The 16,189-nt window shown below is 46.0% G+C and carries 17 protein-coding genes; 9 read left to right on the forward strand and 8 right to left on the reverse strand.

The window, feature by feature from the left end:
- The first annotated feature begins 19 nt into the window (after nucleotides 1-19).
- From B3157_RS04910 to B3157_RS04925, 4 genes are all read left to right on the forward strand, one after another.
- Nucleotides 20-1,534, forward strand: a complete 1,515-nt coding sequence (locus tag B3157_RS04910) for an ABC transporter ATP-binding protein (protein ID WP_292589265.1) — start codon at nucleotides 20-22, stop codon at nucleotides 1,532-1,534.
- Nucleotides 1,531-2,562: an ABC transporter permease gene (locus tag B3157_RS04915; RefSeq protein WP_214060512.1), complete on the forward strand. Its 1,032-nt coding sequence runs from the start codon at nucleotides 1,531-1,533 to the stop codon at nucleotides 2,560-2,562. Before B3157_RS04910 ends, B3157_RS04915 begins: the two co-directional genes overlap by 4 nt.
- Nucleotides 2,555-3,439: an ABC transporter permease gene (locus tag B3157_RS04920; protein WP_099828967.1), complete on the forward strand. Its 885-nt coding sequence runs from the start codon at nucleotides 2,555-2,557 to the stop codon at nucleotides 3,437-3,439. The genes B3157_RS04915 and B3157_RS04920 overlap by 8 nt, the downstream gene beginning before the upstream one ends.
- Before the next feature lie 84 nt (nucleotides 3,440-3,523).
- Nucleotides 3,524-5,026, forward strand: coding sequence for a carboxypeptidase M32 (locus tag B3157_RS04925; RefSeq protein ID WP_292589269.1), 1,503 nt, complete (start codon nucleotides 3,524-3,526; stop codon nucleotides 5,024-5,026).
- Here B3157_RS04925 and B3157_RS04930 read toward each other — a convergent pair.
- From B3157_RS04930 to B3157_RS04955, 6 genes are all read right to left on the reverse strand, one after another.
- On the reverse strand, nucleotides 5,023-5,484 hold the full coding sequence (locus B3157_RS04930; protein WP_292589271.1) for a helix-hairpin-helix domain-containing protein: 462 nt from the start codon (nucleotides 5,482-5,484) through the stop codon (nucleotides 5,023-5,025). The two genes, B3157_RS04925 and B3157_RS04930, sit on opposite strands and share 4 nt — an antisense overlap.
- 173 nt (nucleotides 5,485-5,657) lie before the next feature.
- Nucleotides 5,658-5,978, reverse strand: a complete 321-nt coding sequence (locus B3157_RS04935; RefSeq protein ID WP_214061058.1) for a NifB/NifX family molybdenum-iron cluster-binding protein — start codon at nucleotides 5,976-5,978, stop codon at nucleotides 5,658-5,660.
- A complete protein-coding gene (locus tag B3157_RS04940; protein ID WP_292592581.1) occupies nucleotides 5,978-6,856 on the reverse strand; it encodes an ATP-binding protein in 879 nt (292 codons plus the stop codon). Before B3157_RS04940 ends, B3157_RS04935 begins: the two co-directional genes overlap by 1 nt.
- On the reverse strand, nucleotides 6,856-7,707 hold the full coding sequence (locus B3157_RS04945) for an ATP-binding protein (RefSeq protein ID WP_292589275.1): 852 nt from the start codon (nucleotides 7,705-7,707) through the stop codon (nucleotides 6,856-6,858). Before B3157_RS04945 ends, B3157_RS04940 begins: the two co-directional genes overlap by 1 nt.
- Before the next feature lie 3 nt (nucleotides 7,708-7,710).
- Nucleotides 7,711-7,932 (reverse strand): DUF5320 domain-containing protein, encoded by a 222-nt coding sequence (locus B3157_RS04950; RefSeq protein WP_214061055.1) that lies wholly within the window; start codon nucleotides 7,930-7,932, stop codon nucleotides 7,711-7,713.
- Nucleotides 7,933-7,936: 4 nt separating this feature from the next.
- Complete coding sequence (locus B3157_RS04955) at nucleotides 7,937-8,248, reverse strand: DUF5320 domain-containing protein (RefSeq protein ID WP_292589278.1); 312 nt, start codon at nucleotides 8,246-8,248, stop codon at nucleotides 7,937-7,939.
- 125 nt (nucleotides 8,249-8,373) lie between these two features.
- Between B3157_RS04955 and B3157_RS04960 the strand changes: the two genes are divergently transcribed.
- The 5 genes from B3157_RS04960 (at nucleotide 8,374) to B3157_RS04980 (ending at nucleotide 13,276) form a co-directional block, all read left to right on the forward strand.
- On the forward strand, nucleotides 8,374-8,970 hold the full coding sequence (locus B3157_RS04960) for a class I SAM-dependent methyltransferase (RefSeq protein WP_292589281.1): 597 nt from the start codon (nucleotides 8,374-8,376) through the stop codon (nucleotides 8,968-8,970).
- A gap of 101 nt (nucleotides 8,971-9,071) precedes the next feature.
- Nucleotides 9,072-10,004 (forward strand): carbohydrate ABC transporter permease, encoded by a 933-nt coding sequence (locus B3157_RS04965; RefSeq protein ID WP_214078174.1) that lies wholly within the window; start codon nucleotides 9,072-9,074, stop codon nucleotides 10,002-10,004.
- Entirely contained in the window at nucleotides 9,997-10,818 is an 822-nt protein-coding gene (locus B3157_RS04970) for a carbohydrate ABC transporter permease (protein WP_292589284.1), read from the forward strand. Before B3157_RS04965 ends, B3157_RS04970 begins: the two co-directional genes overlap by 8 nt.
- A 16-nt stretch (nucleotides 10,819-10,834) precedes the next feature.
- Nucleotides 10,835-12,079, forward strand: coding sequence for an ABC transporter substrate-binding protein (locus tag B3157_RS04975; RefSeq protein WP_292589286.1), 1,245 nt, complete (start codon nucleotides 10,835-10,837; stop codon nucleotides 12,077-12,079).
- Between the two features lie 9 nt (nucleotides 12,080-12,088).
- Nucleotides 12,089-13,276: a POTRA domain-containing protein gene (locus B3157_RS04980; RefSeq protein ID WP_292589288.1), complete on the forward strand. Its 1,188-nt coding sequence runs from the start codon at nucleotides 12,089-12,091 to the stop codon at nucleotides 13,274-13,276.
- A gap of 102 nt (nucleotides 13,277-13,378) precedes the next feature.
- Here B3157_RS04980 and B3157_RS04985 read toward each other — a convergent pair whose 3' ends face one another.
- Nucleotides 13,379-14,041 carry an anaerobic ribonucleoside-triphosphate reductase activating protein gene (locus B3157_RS04985; RefSeq protein WP_292589290.1) on the reverse strand — a complete coding sequence of 221 codons (663 nt, stop codon included), beginning with the start codon at nucleotides 14,039-14,041 and terminating at the stop codon, nucleotides 13,379-13,381.
- On the reverse strand, nucleotides 13,959-16,112 hold the full coding sequence (locus tag B3157_RS04990) for a ribonucleoside triphosphate reductase (protein ID WP_292589292.1): 2,154 nt from the start codon (nucleotides 16,110-16,112) through the stop codon (nucleotides 13,959-13,961). Before B3157_RS04990 ends, B3157_RS04985 begins: the two co-directional genes overlap by 83 nt.
- Nucleotides 16,113-16,189: the final 77 nt, after the last annotated feature.

Raw genomic sequence — 16,189 nt, forward strand, 5'->3', positions numbered from 1 at the left:
TCACTACTTGGGGGCTGAGTTGTCTAAGCCGATTTTGGAAGTATCGGATCTTAAGAAAACTTATGAGACGAGCGGAACAAAAGCTTTAAACGGAGTGACGCTTTCCTTTTTCCCGGGCGAGTTAATCTCGCTTCTGGGAGAGAATGCTGCGGGAAAGACAACACTCATGAAGGCAATTGTCGGAATAGAAAAACCAGACAGTGGCTCAATGCTTCTCAAAGGAGAGCCGTACTCTCCGTCGAACCCTTCACAGGCTTTAAAAATGGGCATTGGGATGGTTCCGCAAAATCTGAGAGTAATCGACAGGCTTACTGTTCTTGAAAATCTTCTGATCGCACGTAAAGCGAATAGGTTGAAAAGAACGGCGAGAAGCTACAGAGAATACATTGAGACGTTGATAGGACGATATCAGTTACAGCTGCCTCTGGATAGAGAAGTTGGAACTCTTTCCTTGGCAGAGAGACAGAGAGTGGAAATCCTGAGGCTGCTTCAGAACTCGCCAGATATCTTAATATTCGACGAACCGACCGCTCTGATCTCCGAAAACGAGAAGGCAGAGTTGTTCGAAACCTTCAACAAACTTAAGGGTGAAGGTAAGAGCATTGTGTTCATTACTCATAAGCTTCGGGAAGCTTATTCTGTGTCCGACAGGATTTACCTGATTCGATCAGGGGTTATAGTAGGCAGTTTCAGGAAAGATGAGATCTCGGTCGAAGGACTCTACGATTTGATGGCCGGAGAAGAATCTCCCGGGTCTTCTGTCCGGAGTTCCTTGTCGGAAGAGGTCGTTCTAAAAGTTGAGAAGATCTGTGTAGAGTCTTCTGTAGAAGGGTCAGATGCAGTCAGGGATGTATCTTTCGAGGCTAGAAAGGGTGAGCTTATCGCTATAACGGGAGTGGCCGGCAATGGCCAGGAGGAGCTTCAAGAAGGACTATTCGGAGTTAGAAAGGTGATTTCTGGAAGAATCCTGCTCGGCGGAATTGACGTTACCAATCTACCGCCGCATAGACTCAGAAGACTCGGAGTGGCTTCGCTACCTTCAGACAGAGATAAGTTGGCGAGTTGTAGAGGTTCATCGATACGGGACAATCTAGTTATTCAGAGAGTCCTCAGTGGAGGCTGGGTTGTTTCGGGCAGAGAAATGGATAACTATGCGAGGGAACTGCTTTCTAAGTATGGTGTTGTGTTTGGCAGTATCGGCGATCCGGTTTTCACTTTGTCTGGTGGAAACCTGCAAAAGTTGCTGCTAGCTAGAGAGATCAGCTCGGAGCCAAAGCTTCTTCTCCTGGGAGAGCCTTTTAGAGGGCTCGATGTCAGACATCTGGAGAAGCTGCGCAGCACTCTAGAGAGTATTAAAGAGAAGATGGCCATTGTGATATTCACTTCTGATCTTGACGAAGCTCTAATTGTGGCGGATAGAGTTGTTGTGATGTCAGAGGGAAGGATAGTCTTTTCCGGAGCGAACGGACCAGCACTCAGCAAGAAGGCAATAGGAGAGCATTTTGCTGGAACGTTGAGGGAAGATCGAAGATGACAAGCTTTCAAGATTTGAGAAGATCACTCCTTGTTATAGGTATTGCACTGATTGCCGGGCTATTACTCGTAGTTTTGATGAGTGAAGAGCCCATCAATTCGGCCCGATCATTCTTCCTTTCCGTCTTTTCAGACAGGTTTTACTTTGGCAATCTTATTTCAAATGCAATTCCACTTATCCTCACCGGGCTTGCAGCCTCAATAGCCTTCAGTTCGTCTTCCTTCAATCTTGGCATTGAAGGGCAGGTATATCTCGGGGCATTTGTCGGGACTGCGACAGGTATACTTCTATCGGGTAATTTGTCTGGTACTCTAGGGATTACGGCAATGATCCTGGTGAGTTTCTTGTTTGGGGCTGGGGCGGCAAGTTTGTCAGCCGTCCTCAAAATTCGTATGGGTGTCAGTGAGCTAATCTCTTCTCTGTTGCTCAGCAATGGGCTAATTCTTGTCGTAGACTATTTCGTTGAGGGACCTTTCAACGACAGACAGTCGGGACTTGCGGCATCCTTAAGTTTGCCCGCGAATCTCAGGTTTTCAAGACTCATGCAACCTTCAAGTCTGCATACTGGGATCTTTTTCTCACTGATAGTCGCTTTTGTTCTTTGGTTTCTCATGTTCAGGACTAGAGAAGGCTTCAAATTAAGAATTTCGGGCAAGAACAGGATGTTCGCTCGTTATTCAGGTGTGAATACCAGCAAAGTCATTTTTTGGTCTCTCTTTCTGAGTGGGGGACTTGCTTCCACCGCAGGGATAATCGATGTAATAGGCGCACACGGTAGAGTTATGAGGGGTTTCTCGGCCGGATACGGATGGAATGGAATAGCGGTTGCCCTTATCGCAAGAAATCACCCGTTGTTTGTTATTCCTGCAGCTCTGTTCTTTGCATACCTGGAAAGCGGAGCACAGATATCATCTATTGAAGCGAGTGTCACGCCTGAACTGGCTAAGATAGTCCAGGCAGTGGTCTTCTTTCTAGTCACTGCAGAGGCACTTGCTCCCGTGAGCTTCAGGAGAAGAAGATATGTTTGAAGCCATAGTACGTGACACAATAAGGAATTCGACGCCTATCGTTCTTGCAGCAAGCGGAGGATTGCTGACAGAGGTTTCGGGATGGCTCAATATTGGACTTGAGGGTACAATTCTCTCAGGTGCGTTTTTTGCAGTAGTAATATCATCGACCACGGGTAGCATCCTTCTCGGAACTCTTGCTTCTATTATTGTGTCGATCATTCTTTCATCGCTTATCTACTTTGCAGTGAGATTTCTGAAGGCGAATCTCTTTGTTGTCGGAATTGCGGTCAACCTTCTATCCGTCGGATTGACTGTAGTGTTGACGGACGTTTGGTTCAGTAGTAAAGGCACAATTGTCTTCGGAGGTTCCCCCAGGCCTGCCGCTCTTTCTATTGATGTCTTAGGCGGTACTGTATTTGGTTGGTTGAATGGACTCGGTTTTTTTGATCTAATCGCCTTTGCCACTCCATTTGCTCTCTTCTATCTTTTCAAGAAGACGGTGGTTGGGGTGAAATTGCGGGCCTGTGGGTATGACGATGAAAGCGCCTTTTACAGCGGTGTTAGAGTAGATCAAATGAGATTCATAGCATACATTGGCAGTGGAGTGTTCACGGGTTTGGCCGGTTCAGCACTTTCCATACCGTTAGGAGCCTTTGTATCCAATATGTCTGGGGGGCGCGGATGGCTGGCTCTTGTTGCCGTAATAATGGGGAGAAAGAACCCGCTTCTTGTAGTTGTTTCGGCTGTCATGTTGGGCTTTGTTACAGAACTCTCCATCTTCCTGCAAGTTTCCACAGAAATATCTCCTAAGTTACTATTGTCTTTACCTTACTTCGCTTCTCTTGCTATCCTTGCTATCTCATACGGCGGAAGAAAGGCGAAGCAGCTTTCGTGATTCGTAATGGATGAGGATACTTAAGAGGCTCTTAGAATAGCCGAGTCGGACCATGATATAATTCATCGAATTGGAGGTGCAGTTTTGGAATTAATAGATCAGCTTAAATCAGAATACTCCGAGATCTCCTATCTTCAGAATGCAGCGGCCCTGATGGTCTGGGATTTGAGGACTTACATTCCCCCTAAAGGGGCCGAGAATAGGGCGGAGGCTCTAGGTTATGTATCAACTCTTGCATTCAAGAAGGCAGTCTCAGATGAATTTGGAGCATTGTTAAGCCAATTGAACGAAAGAGCAACCCAAGAAGGATTAACAGATGATGAAAAAGCAATGGTCAGAGTTGCTACGAAAGCATACAAAAGGGCCAGGTCAATTCCACCTGAGCTTCATCATAGGTTTTCCGTCCTAACGTCTAAGAGTGAAAGGGTATGGGAGAGAGCGCGAAAAGAAAACAGCTTTAGCAGCTTGGAGCCATATCTGGAAGAGATTGTCGATCTTTCTAGAGAAATGGCAGAACTGTATGGTTATGAAGAAAACCCCTATGATGCGCTACTCGAAGGTTACGAAGAAGGGATGACGGCAAGAAAGCTACGGAAGGTCATCGAACCACTGAAATCAGAACTAATACCCTTCGTAAAAAAGATATTGGATAAAGGCACACATCCTGACACGTCAATCCTTCAAGGGATGTTCAGCAAGAGGGCTCAGGAGAAGCTCAGCAGAAGGGCTTTGAAATTCATTGGCTATGACTTCGATGCAGGTAGGCTGGATGAGACTGTCCATCCATTCACGATTGGCATTGGAGTGAATGACGTTAGAGTGACTACCAAGTACGTGATCGAAGAGTTCACGCCCTCATTGTTTGGATCTATCCATGAGGGGGGTCACGCAATTTATGAGCAGGGGCTGCCGATTTCTCTGAAAGATACACCTATATATGGTGCATGTTCATTAGGAATCCACGAATCGCAGTCAAGAATGATGGAAAACATAGTGGGAAGAAGCAAGGAGTTTCTATCGTTTTTCTATCCTCAGATTCAGAAGGCTTTCCCGTCAAACTTCAGGAGTGTTTCGCTTGGTGACTTCTATAGAGCTGTAAACAATGTCAAACCTTCGTTGATAAGAATAGAAGCCGACGAAGTGACATACAACTTTCATATCATGGTAAGGTTTGAGCTTGAAGAAGCGTTGATGAAAGGTGATTTGAAAGTGTCTGAGCTTCCGGCTGCCTGGAATGCAAAGATGAGAGAATACCTGGGAATTGAACCTGAGAGCAACCGGGACGGTGTGCTGCAGGACATTCATTGGCCATCGGGAATGATCGGATACTTCCCCTCGTATATGCTTGGAAACCTTTACGCCGCTCAAATGTACGCGAAAGCAAGACAGGATATCCCAAATCTCGAAAAGAGGATTGAGAAGGGAGACGTTCTGGCTCTTGTAGACTGGTTGCGAAAGAATATTCATGCTGTAGGCAGAAAGCATGAACCGGAGAGGCTTCTCAAAGTAGCGACGGGAAAGGAGCTAGATTCTTCTTATTTCTTGAAGTATGTCATCGATAAGTATTCCGAAATCTACTTCATTTAGTTCTCAGAGGCCTTTGGACCTTCAAGTAAGGCCTCAATTTCGGAGAGTCTGTCGGATGAAAGCTTCAGACTCTCCTTTCTACTAGTAAGAAAGGAGATTATTTCCTGTGGCTCAACGATCGCCATATCTTTCCACATGAAGGAAATTACTTCAGCGTCTACAAGGTTATGAGAGGTGAGAAGGTATATTGGCGAGGGCATTTCATCACTTATCTCACATACCTTGCTGATCTCACCCTTCTGTAGGTACTCGAGAGATTTGTCCACTACGGCCTTTCCAATGCCTCTTATTTCTAAAAGCTTTGTTATGTCACCATCTGAGAGACGGCCTTCCGGCAAATTTGATCTGATTATTCTTGCGGCGAATTCGTAGGTTCTCACTTTGAACGGGTTGTCTCTTATGACCTTGAGAAGTCTCGAGAGCAAGTCAAATTGCATTGCAAGTTCCTCTTTTCTCACCGGTATCACCTCTCAGTGTATTTTACACCGCTTACAACCGGCAGAGAGTAAGATGCTCGGAATTCTCTTGCGCTCTATTTGAAGTGAATCTATTTGCTTAGACAAAATCCAGGCATACAAAAGCCTCAATGAGTGACATAGGGATCGGGATATCAGAGGATAGGCCCGTGGATTTATTTTTTCCTTCTGCTAAGAACAGCTTCAATGTTCTCCTTTGCCGTGCCGACAAAGGCTTCATAGAAGGCCATGCCTGCTGCTTCTATAGCTTGAATGGCGTTGCCTCCAAGATGGAAAGCTATTATTGTGTCTATCCCTTGCTTTGTGAGCATATTTACTGCCATAGGTCCGGCACCGTGCGCCACACTGTTGTCTGGTTCTACATATTCTTCGCTTCCCGTTTCCGGGTCATACAGCAGAAAGAACTTAGCTCTGGCAAATCTATCGTCTGGGATGCTGTTGATACTCTTTTCTTTCACTGGGATAGCTATTTTCATTATTCTTCTACACCTCCGGAAATTTTCCGTTTCAACCTCAAGGCAATTCGCTTTATTGCTTGCGCTGCCGTAGAGTCTTCCATTGCAACAACCGGTTTCCCCATAATCGTCGCTTTCTCTACCTGCTCGTCAAAGGGAATCTTGCCGAGCAGTTCTATACCGTTGGCTCCACACCAGGACTCTATGAAAGCGCTCTTGGATGTATTCAAATCCCATTTGTTTATAACTATTCCAAAGTCTCTCTTGAAATGTTTTATTGTCTCCACTATCCTTGCAAGATCGTGGTTTCCAGAAACAGTCGGTTCGGCAACTGCAAGAACGTAAGTTGCCCCGGTAATCGATGAAGTTGCGGGGCACCCGATTCCCGGGGCACCATCGATCACAATTACTTCTCTTTTTTCTCTCTCTGCGACATTAATTGCCAGCTTTCTGACCTCGGCCACCAACCCTCCAGAAGTCTCTTCCCCTGGAGTCAATAAAGCGTGGACAAGAGGGATTTCATTCGATTGAGACAAGAAGTAATCGCCCGATTTATTGTCTTTGAGTGAAATCGCGTCTGCCGGGCAGACAGCCACACACATGCCGCATCCCTCACATGCGTAGGGATCGATTGAGTAAGGACCTCCCCTGATAATCGCATCGAACCTGCAGAATTTCTCGCAGAGTCCGCATGATATGCATTGATCAGAAATTTCGGCCTTTTTGCCACCATAGTATTCAAATCTCTCGATCTGCTTATTCTCGAGAATGAGGTGAAGGTTTGGTGCGTCTACGTCACAATCGGCCATCACTATTGAGTCAAAAAGAGAGGAAAGCGATCCTGCAAGTGTTGTCTTTCCAGTTCCGCCCTTTCCACTTACTATGGCAAGTTGGAACATCATGACACCCCCGATGAAGAGATGATCTTTTCCGCCAGTTTTTTGAACCGTATCTTCCATGATGGCGAAGTCTCAGTAAATAGCTTGCCTTCTGAATAGGCTTCCGCTATGCTGCGGTCAAAGGGTATTCTTTCGAGGAGAACGAGGTTTTCTTCACCAGCATACTCATCTATCATTGTGTAAGAATTCGTATCTCTGTTGATTACGACACCGAAATGAATTCCCATCTCTCTTACAATTTGAACTGCAAGTTTCAAATCATGAAGACCAAATGGAGTGGGTTCGGTTACCAGTATCGCGAAATCTACTTTTCTTAGTGTCTCTACCACAGAACAGGACGTTCCCGGGGGAGAATCAATGATGACGACCTTATTTCGATCGATATTCTCTTTAAGCTTTCTGATAACCCTTACAGGAGATGGTTCTCCAATTTCCAGTATTCCCATTCCAAAATCGATTTTGTTGTTAATCTTACCCGTCATGACTTTTCCAATGGTTTTTGGCCTCTCGCTGATTGCCTTCTCGGGACAGACAAAAGTGCACAAACCGCAGCCATGACACAAAGATTCAAAGACCATGACACCCGTGTCAAAAACAGAAAGTGCTCCAAACTGGCAGGCTTCAGCGCATTTGCGGCAACGAGTGCACTTTTCCTTGTCTATTACGGGAAGCATCAGCTCAATTTCCTCTTCATGCTCAATCTTTGGGTTAAAAAACAGATGTACATCGGGTTCTTCTGCGTCTGCGTCCAGAAGTTGAACATCAAACTCTTCAGATATTGCGTATGCGAGGTTTGTGGCAAGGGTTGTCTTTCCTGTGCCTCCCTTGCCACTTAGTACGGCAATAACCAAGGCCTACCACCATCTCCTGAAGCGATAGCCCATGCCTCTTCCGGCTCCAAATCCTCCCCCAAAACCCATCCTTCTTCCGAGAAAAAGTCTTCTCCTCGGAAATGGTCGGTAGTAGTTCCTTGCGGGTGTCGGCCTCGACACTTGATCATCGGGAGCACAGTTTCCCATGCCCCAGCCGGTCATCGGCCCATAACCTTCGGGTCCAGTTCCATCTCTCCACGGCATATTCTCACTCCTCCTCTTCAGTACTGTTTGTGTTTTCAAGCGTTTCCAATCTCTTCTCTATTTCCTTGAGTTCTTCGCCGATCATCTCAAGCTCTCTCTTAAGCATCGCTTGATACTCCTTCAGTTCCTGACTCTCCATCTCAGGTGAAATCTCCTGATCGTAGGCGTATGGTCCATAATAACCGAAACCTCTTCCGGGTCCAAATCCCCTACCGTATCCCATTCCTCTTCCGTATCCCGCTCCATATCCAGGGCCGAAGCCGTAGTATCTGCAGGAACCGTCTCTAAACCTCACAGGACCAGATCCAAATGGCATATTGTCACCTCCTATATATGCAGTAATCATATATATTATACTGGTTGCAGCTAACAATGTCAACAACAAATCTAGCTTTGCCGAATTCTGGAGAATTTCTGATATTATCTAAGTGAGGAGGATAGATGGGAAACAAAGCTCATGTCTTGCTGTTTTCACTAATTGCCCCATTTTATAACGTTGCTTTCAAGTCGCAGCTTAAGAATTATCGAAGCCTTTTGAAAGAACATCGTTCTCTACTTGGCGACGACATCAAGAGCGTTCTCGATATCGGTTGCGGAACAGGTGCACTTGCCAAAGCATTCGACGAACTGGGATACCGAGTAACGGCTGTTGATGCTTCGACTCCCATGGTAGCGATAGCGAAGCATAATCTTAAGGAAAGCGGAGTCAAAGTCGTTCAAGGCGACTTTTTTGAGAAGCTTCCCTTTGAAGACAATAGTTTTGATCTTCTCGTTGCATCTTATGTTGTACACGGTCATAAGATTGACGGCAGGGAGAAGTTTTATAGAGAGAGTCGCAGAATATGCAGGAAAGAGGTTCTGGTTCATGAGTTCTTTCCGAATAGAAATCTCTTGGTCTATGTTGTCGAGTTCTTCGAAAGAAGCGATTACAGAAACTTCGTTCCGAAAGCCTTCGAAGAGCTCAAAGAGAATTTTCCCATTGTAAAAGACGTTAGGCTTTCATCTACGACAGGGTGGTATTTATGTCGGTGCGACTAGACTCTCAAGTTAGTTGAGTCTTCAGGATTTTGAAATTTGTGGGCGTTCAAGGAAGGGCTGGTGTTTCAGTATTTGACCAATAGCATTATGGGGGTCTACAGGTGAAGAAAGCTACTCCTTACATATTTATTGCACCTGCAGGTGCAATTATTGGTTTCTTTCTGTTATATCCACTGATTTACTCATTTGCCATTAGCTTTTTTGAGTGGGACCTGTCTCCGACAATGACTTTCGTGGGTTTGAGGAACTACTCACAGATTCTCTCATCGAGCGAATTCTGGGACTCAATGTTATACACCGCTTATTACATTCTCGGCGTTCTCCCTTTTTCGCTCCTTATCGGTTTTCTCTTTGCCAATCTTCTGAACGATTCGACGATGAAGGGTATAGGGTTCTTTCGAATGATTTACTTCCTTCCGGTAGTAACATCGCCCATAGCTGCCGGTATGGGCTTCAGCTTTCTGTTCAGTACGGAACTCGGTTATGTGAATCATATCATCTCCTTGTTTGGCGGGGATTACATCAACTGGTTAACTAATCCTCAGGGCGTAATTCAAATTCTTTTCAACTGGACAGGCATTCAGCTTCCCAGAATTCTGCAGGGGCCGAGCGTAGCGCTTTTCGTGATAATTCTAATGGGAATATGGCAGAATATCGGATATGCCATGGTTGTCTATCTGGCCGGTCTTCAGAATATCCCGACCACTTACTATGAAGCGGCGGCGTTGAGTGGAGCTAACAGGTTCCAGATGTTGAGAAAGATCACCGTTCCGCTTCTTTCACCGACAACGTTCTTCCTTCTCATAATGTTCAGCATAAGCTCCTTCCAGGTCTTTGGACCGATTATGGTTATGACTCCAGACGGCGGACCGCTTAACACAACCTCCGTTGTCGTGTTTCGGCTTTATCGAGAGGCCTTCTCCTATTACAGGTTTGGCTATGCGTCCGCAATGGCCTTTGTTCTCTTCCTTTTTGTGATATTTTTGACTGCATTCCAGGTAAAGACAATTGAAAGGACTGTTCATTATGAGTAAGAGGATTGGAAGGATTCTGAAGTACTTCGTGTTGATATCCGGTGCAGTTGTGATGATTTTCCCGTTTTTCTGGTCTTTCATGACCTCCTTTAAGGATTTGCGAGAGATTCTCATGGATCCCTTTTCTCTTATCCCGAAGGAGTTCACACTGAAGAATTATGTTAGTGTTTTCACGAAAGTTCCATTCGCAAGATACCTTCTCAATAGCACTATCGTAGCGCTGGGAACCACTTTCTTGCAACTTGTGACGGCCTCTCTAGCGGCCTTTGCATTTGCGAGAATGAGATTTAGGGGCAGAGAAGTGATATTCTACATCTTTCTGGCAACTATGATGATCCCTCAGCAAGTCGTAATGATTCCGCAGTATCTCGTTGTAATGAGACTCAATCTGGACAACTCATACCTTGGCCTCATTATTCCTCACGCAGCCACTGCGATCTCGATCTTCTTTCTGAGGCAGTTCTTTCTCACGATTCCAAGGGATCTAGAGGATGCTGCGATAATCGATGGTTGCGGTCCTTTAAGAACTCTGTTCAATGTTTTTTTGCCTCTCACAAAACCCGCGATAGCAACAATCGCAGTCTTTTCTTTCATGTGGTCATGGAACAACTACTTCTGGCCCCTCTTGATTATTAGCGAACCTGAGATGAGAACTGTTCAGTTGGGACTAGCAATGTTCAAGTCTGAAGGGGGAATACAGTGGGGAGAGTTTATGGCCGCAACTGTAGTGGCTACGCTTCCGATCATGATAGCCTATTTCATCGCTCAGAAGCAATTCGTGAAGGGAATAACCCTTACGGGACTAAAAGGATAGCGATAAGGAGGAACAGATGAAAAGAGTGACCATGGTAGTTATCTTGATGATCTTTGCACTAACGGGAATGGGAGCTGTCACGCTCACATTCTGGCACTCGATGTCCGATTATCAGAAGCCGATTATCGACAAACTCGTATCTGATTTCAACAAGGCAAACAAGGACATCACTGTAAGGGCAATCTTTCAGGGCTCGTACGATGAGACCGTTACGAAACTAAAGGCGGCTTTGCTGGCTGGAAAAGGGCCGGATGTAGCACAGGTTAACATCGAGCACATCCAGATATTTTCAAAAGACCATTCTCTCCAGGATCTCACAGATCTTCTGGCCGGCGATCCTACGCTTGACCCCGATGACTTTGTCCAGAGCTTCTGGCAGACAATAGTTCGTGACGGAAAGCCATATGCGCTTCCTTTCAACATCAGTGCGCTTATGCTTTTTTACAACAAGGATCATTTCAGAGCAGCGGGACTTGATCCAGACAGACCTCCTCAGAACTGGGAGGAACTCGAGGAATACGCCAGAAGACTCACAATAAGAAAATCTCTGGATTCCAGACCCTCTCAGTATGGTCTCTTATGGGGTGTAGACACCATGTTCTATCAGTTTGAACCTCTTGTCTGGCAGAACGGAGGAGAGATTTTCGATGAAGATATGACCGAGTGTGTAATCAACTCTCCTGAGGGAGTCGAGGCTCTGGAAACGTGGAGGCGTTGGTTCGTCGAGGGTTTGTCTCCGGTGGACTTGACCATCGATGAAGGAATACAGTCCTTCACAATGGGGAGAATCTCGATGGGCCCCATGACGAGTGGAGGAATTCGGTACGCTCTCGAGAACATACCCTGGAGTCTGGGAGTAGCCCCTCTTCCTGAAGGTAAGCAGAAAACCACAACGCTTGGAGGAGGTTCTCTTGCAATAATGGCCGGACTCTCAGAAGAGAAGCTTCAGGCCGCCTGGACCTTCATCAAATGGATGGTTTCAGAGAAGAACACATTGTTCTGGTATGAGGGAACGGGATACATGCCGGTTCTGAAGTCTGCAATGAGTTCTCTTGAGATACAGCTTATCTGGCAGCGCTTCCCGCAGTTGAAGGCTCCAATAGACTCGATAGAGTTTGCCAGACCCAGGCCGGTTCACACAAATATTATTGAGATCAGGAATATTCTTTACGACGCTGTTGAGCAGGTAAGAAAAGGGGTTTCAGAGCCAAAATCGGCTTTCGATAGTGCTGTGACGAAAGTCAACGCGTTGCTTGAGTGAGGTGATGAGATGAAGCGAATACTTCTGTCGGTAATATTCATTTTCTTTTCTCTGACGGTTTTTGCCAACAAAATCGTTGAAATTGAAGTAACAGGTGTTGATAAGACACTTCCACAAGTGGTGATCAATATTTCCGGGCTCAAGATCGGTGAAGAATTGGATATCGAGAGAGTCTACAGGGCAAAGAGAAATCTGGAAGAATGCGGTCTCTTTACAGACGTATATTTTCAGCTTAGAGACTCAAATGGCGACTATAAGCTGGTGATTACGGTTCAGGAGAGCTCGACAATCTATCCCTATTTCGGCAAGTACATGTCGATGGGTTTGGGGGAGAGAAATCTCCTCGGTACCGGTGTTAATCTCTATGGCGGGGTTCGGTTTCTCAGATTGACCGACAAGAAAATCCTCGGGTTCCTTCCCCAACCCGAGTTCTTCTGGGGGGGATTGAGATTTGGCGCAAGCACCCTTAGCGTCTTTGGAACAGGAATCAATCCCTTCATTGAAGTGACTCTGTTTAAAGATGTTCCGTGGCAAGCAGACACTATTCTTTCTCTTAGTTCTGTAGATCTGGGTGCGACATATCCCTTTGGAGACTACGTTGCTGGACTCTCTTACACCTATGAAAGTGCAACATTTGAGGCTACGGATTCAAACGACTACTCTGTATCAATACTAACAGGAGCCTTTGCCTTTGGGGATGAAGACAATTATCAGGAGAAGAGAGGTAATCTCTACGGGCAGACAAATCTTTCCTTTGGATTTGGGGAAGGAATATGCTATCTCCAGCAGAAGGCGTCTGTAAATTACTGGTACAGGATCATTGGAAGAATTTATATCGAGAGTGAGACAAGAGCAGGTGTGACTTATTTCGGAGTTGCGCCGGTCACCAGGCGTTTCTACCTGGGTGGAAGCACCGATCTCAAGGGCTGGAACCCCAATGCATTTAATCCTAGATTCTATGCGCTGGAGATACTTCAGGCAGGAGTCCCTCTCACTGAGAGCTTCGGCATTGCTCCTTCCGATGATATGAGCGTCTTCATTCCCAAGCTCTACTTGATGGCGGCCGCGGGCGACAACGCCACTCTCGGTCTGTCGATAGGAATAGGTTTCGAGTGGAGAACACCACTGGGAGTTGGAGTGGAGCCTCAAGTATTCTTTGGAGGAGATGGATTCAAGTTCTATTTCGAGCTGAGATAACTCTTGTTCTCTCGCCTCCAGTTACGTCCAATGAACAACTAACGCAGAACAAATATAACCGGCCGGAATCAACCGGCCGGTTTTGTTATTCCTTCGCAATACCTACTCCCTGACAGTCACATTCTCAACTCGATCAGAGAGCAAATCTGCGAATCTCTTTAGCACAGAGCCTGCATAAGGGGTCGTCTCGCAGACACCCCTAACCGGTCTATACTGCTGAATGGAAACCAACGACGCTCCGCTGCAAATCCTCGCGAGCTCTTCGAAATCCTTTTCGGGAACGTAAGGTGGAAACATTGTGATCCTTATCTCATGAGTGGAGAAAGTCTTTGCCAATTCAATACTCTTCTGGATTTGCTTCAGATTTACAGTAGAAAGAGGCTCATAGTTCAGAGACTTGAGATCAACTGCGACATAGTCGATGACATTCAGGAACTCCCTGAGAATGCCTGAATTCCAGCCATTGGTATCGAGCTTAACCAACACAGTCGGAAATTGGGCCTTCAGTCTTTCGACAAATGGAATCAGATCATCTGCCCTGAGTGTAGGCTCCCCCCCGGTAATAACAACCGCATCAATGAGAGCCGCTCTGCTGTCAAGGTACTTGAAGACCTCTGATTCACCAACTTTCTCCTCTACCGATTTCTTCAGTTCAGGATTGTGGCAATAAGCACAGTCGAAATTACAGCTTGAGGTAAACAGTGTCAGGGCTACTTTGCCCGGATAGTCCACTAGACTGACCCTCTCCATTCCTGCGAAATTCATCTACTCTCTCTCCCCTAATTCTGTAAGTCTCTCTCGTCTTAAATTCTTCCTGTTTTCCAGTGTTCCAGTTCTGAACTGGTCTGTAGTAGCCTGTAATCCTTGAATACACTTCGGTTGGCTTTCCGCATTCGGGACATGTGAACTGTTCACCTCTTATATATCCGTGGTTCTGACAGACAGAATAGGTTGGCGATATAGTAAAATACGGAATTCTATAATTCTCTGCAATCTTCTTTACCAGCTGCCGGGTGGTTTGCCAGTCGGAGATTCTCTCCCCAAGGAAAGCATGGAATACGGTGCCGCCTGTGTATTTCTGTTGGAGTTCCTCCTGCAGATCAAGCGCTGCGAAGATATCTCTTGTGTAGTCTACCGGTAAGTGAGAGGAGTTTGTGTAATACGGGTTGTCCTTTCCAGCAGTAAGTATTTGAGGGAATTTCTCTTTGTCCATCTTGGCGAGCCTGTAAGCCGTTGATTCGGCCGGTGTCGCCTCAAGGTTGTAGAGATGGTCGGTTGTCTCCTGATAGCCGATCATCCTGTTTCTCATGAAGTCCAGCACTCTCAATGCAAACTGATAGCCCTCTTCTTCGGCTATAGTCTTTCTGATCCATCGGGCATTCATACTTGCTTCATTCATTCCTATCAAGCCAATCGTAGAAAAATGGTTATCGAAGTTCTTCAGATATCTCTTTGTGTATGGATAAAGGCCTTCACTGTTCAGTTTCTCCACTACCGATCTCTTTATTTCAAGGCTTCTGCTCGACAAATCCATCATTTTAGAAAGACGTGCAAAGAACTCTTCTTCGCTCTTACTAAGGTATGCAATTCTCGGCAAGTTTATCGTAACGACGCCGATAGACCCAGTGAACTCATCCGAGCCGAAGAGCCCTCCCCCTCTTCTCTTCAGTTCTCGTTTATCGAGCTGAAGCCTGCAGCACATACTTCTGACATCATCCGGGTCCAGATCAGAGTTTATGAAGTTCTGGAAGTATGGAGTACCGTATTTGCTGGTTATCTCAAATAGAAGCTGGGCATCTTCGTTGTCCCAATCGAAATCCTTTGTAATATTATATGTGGGTATCGGATACTGGAAACCGCGTCCGTTGGCATCACCTTCGTCGAGAATTTCCAGAAAGGCTCGGTTAATCATCTTCATCTCTTCCTGACAATCACCATATGTGAAGTTCATAGCTTTGCCCCCGACAATAGCAGGTTCGCTCTTTAGCTTAGATGGAACCACCCAGTCAAGAGTAACATTCGTGAAGGGGGCCTGTGTTCCCCATCGCGAAGGTGTGTTTACTCCGAAAACGAAAGACTGAATGTTCTGTTTTACTTCCTTCAAAGAGAGGTTATCTACTTTTACAAATGGGGCCAAATAGGTGTCGAATGAAGAGAACGCCTGGGCGCCTGCCCATTCATTCTGAAGTATTCCGAGGAAATTGACCATCTGGTTAACGAGCGTTGATAGATGCTTTGCAGGTGAGGAGGATACCTTTCCACGTACACCACCAAGTCCTTCTTCTATGAGCTGTCTCAGGCTCCAACCCGCGCAGTAGCCCGAGAGCATCGATAGATCATGGATGTGAATGTCCCCCTCGCGGTGGGCATTCCCAATTTGGGGATCGTATACCTCCCTCAGCCAGTAATTGGCGGTCACAGTTCCACTGTTGTGCAGAATCAGACCGCCGATAGAGTAGGTTACTGTGGAGTTCTCGTGAACTCTCCAGTCGAGCATGTCAAGATAACTGTTGACTGTCTTAGAGAAATCGAGCATGGAAGAATCGAGTTCTCTTAGCTTTTCTCGATGCCTTCTGTATAGAATATAGGCTTTGGCGACGTCAGCGAATCCTAGACTCTCCAAAGTTCTTTCAACGGAATCCTGGATATCCTCAATGTCCACCAGATTATCGGTGGCCTTCGGCTGAAAATCGGCTACTACCCTTAGCGCAACCCTCTCAAGAATATCCTCGTTAAAATGTGTTTCAGTCGCCTCAAATGCTTTCTTCATGGCGTTGATTATCTTCTCCAGGTCGAATTCGACTATGGCTCCATTCCTTTTTCTTACATTCAACATCTCAATACCTCCATGAATCTGCTAATGATGAAGGGCTCTATAAATTGTGTCCAAGAATGATTTTACCACAATATATG

The sequence above is a fragment of the Mesotoga sp. UBA5557 genome, from assembly GCF_002425715.1.
In the GTDB taxonomy this organism is placed as follows: Bacteria; Thermotogota; Thermotogae; order Petrotogales; family Kosmotogaceae; genus Mesotoga.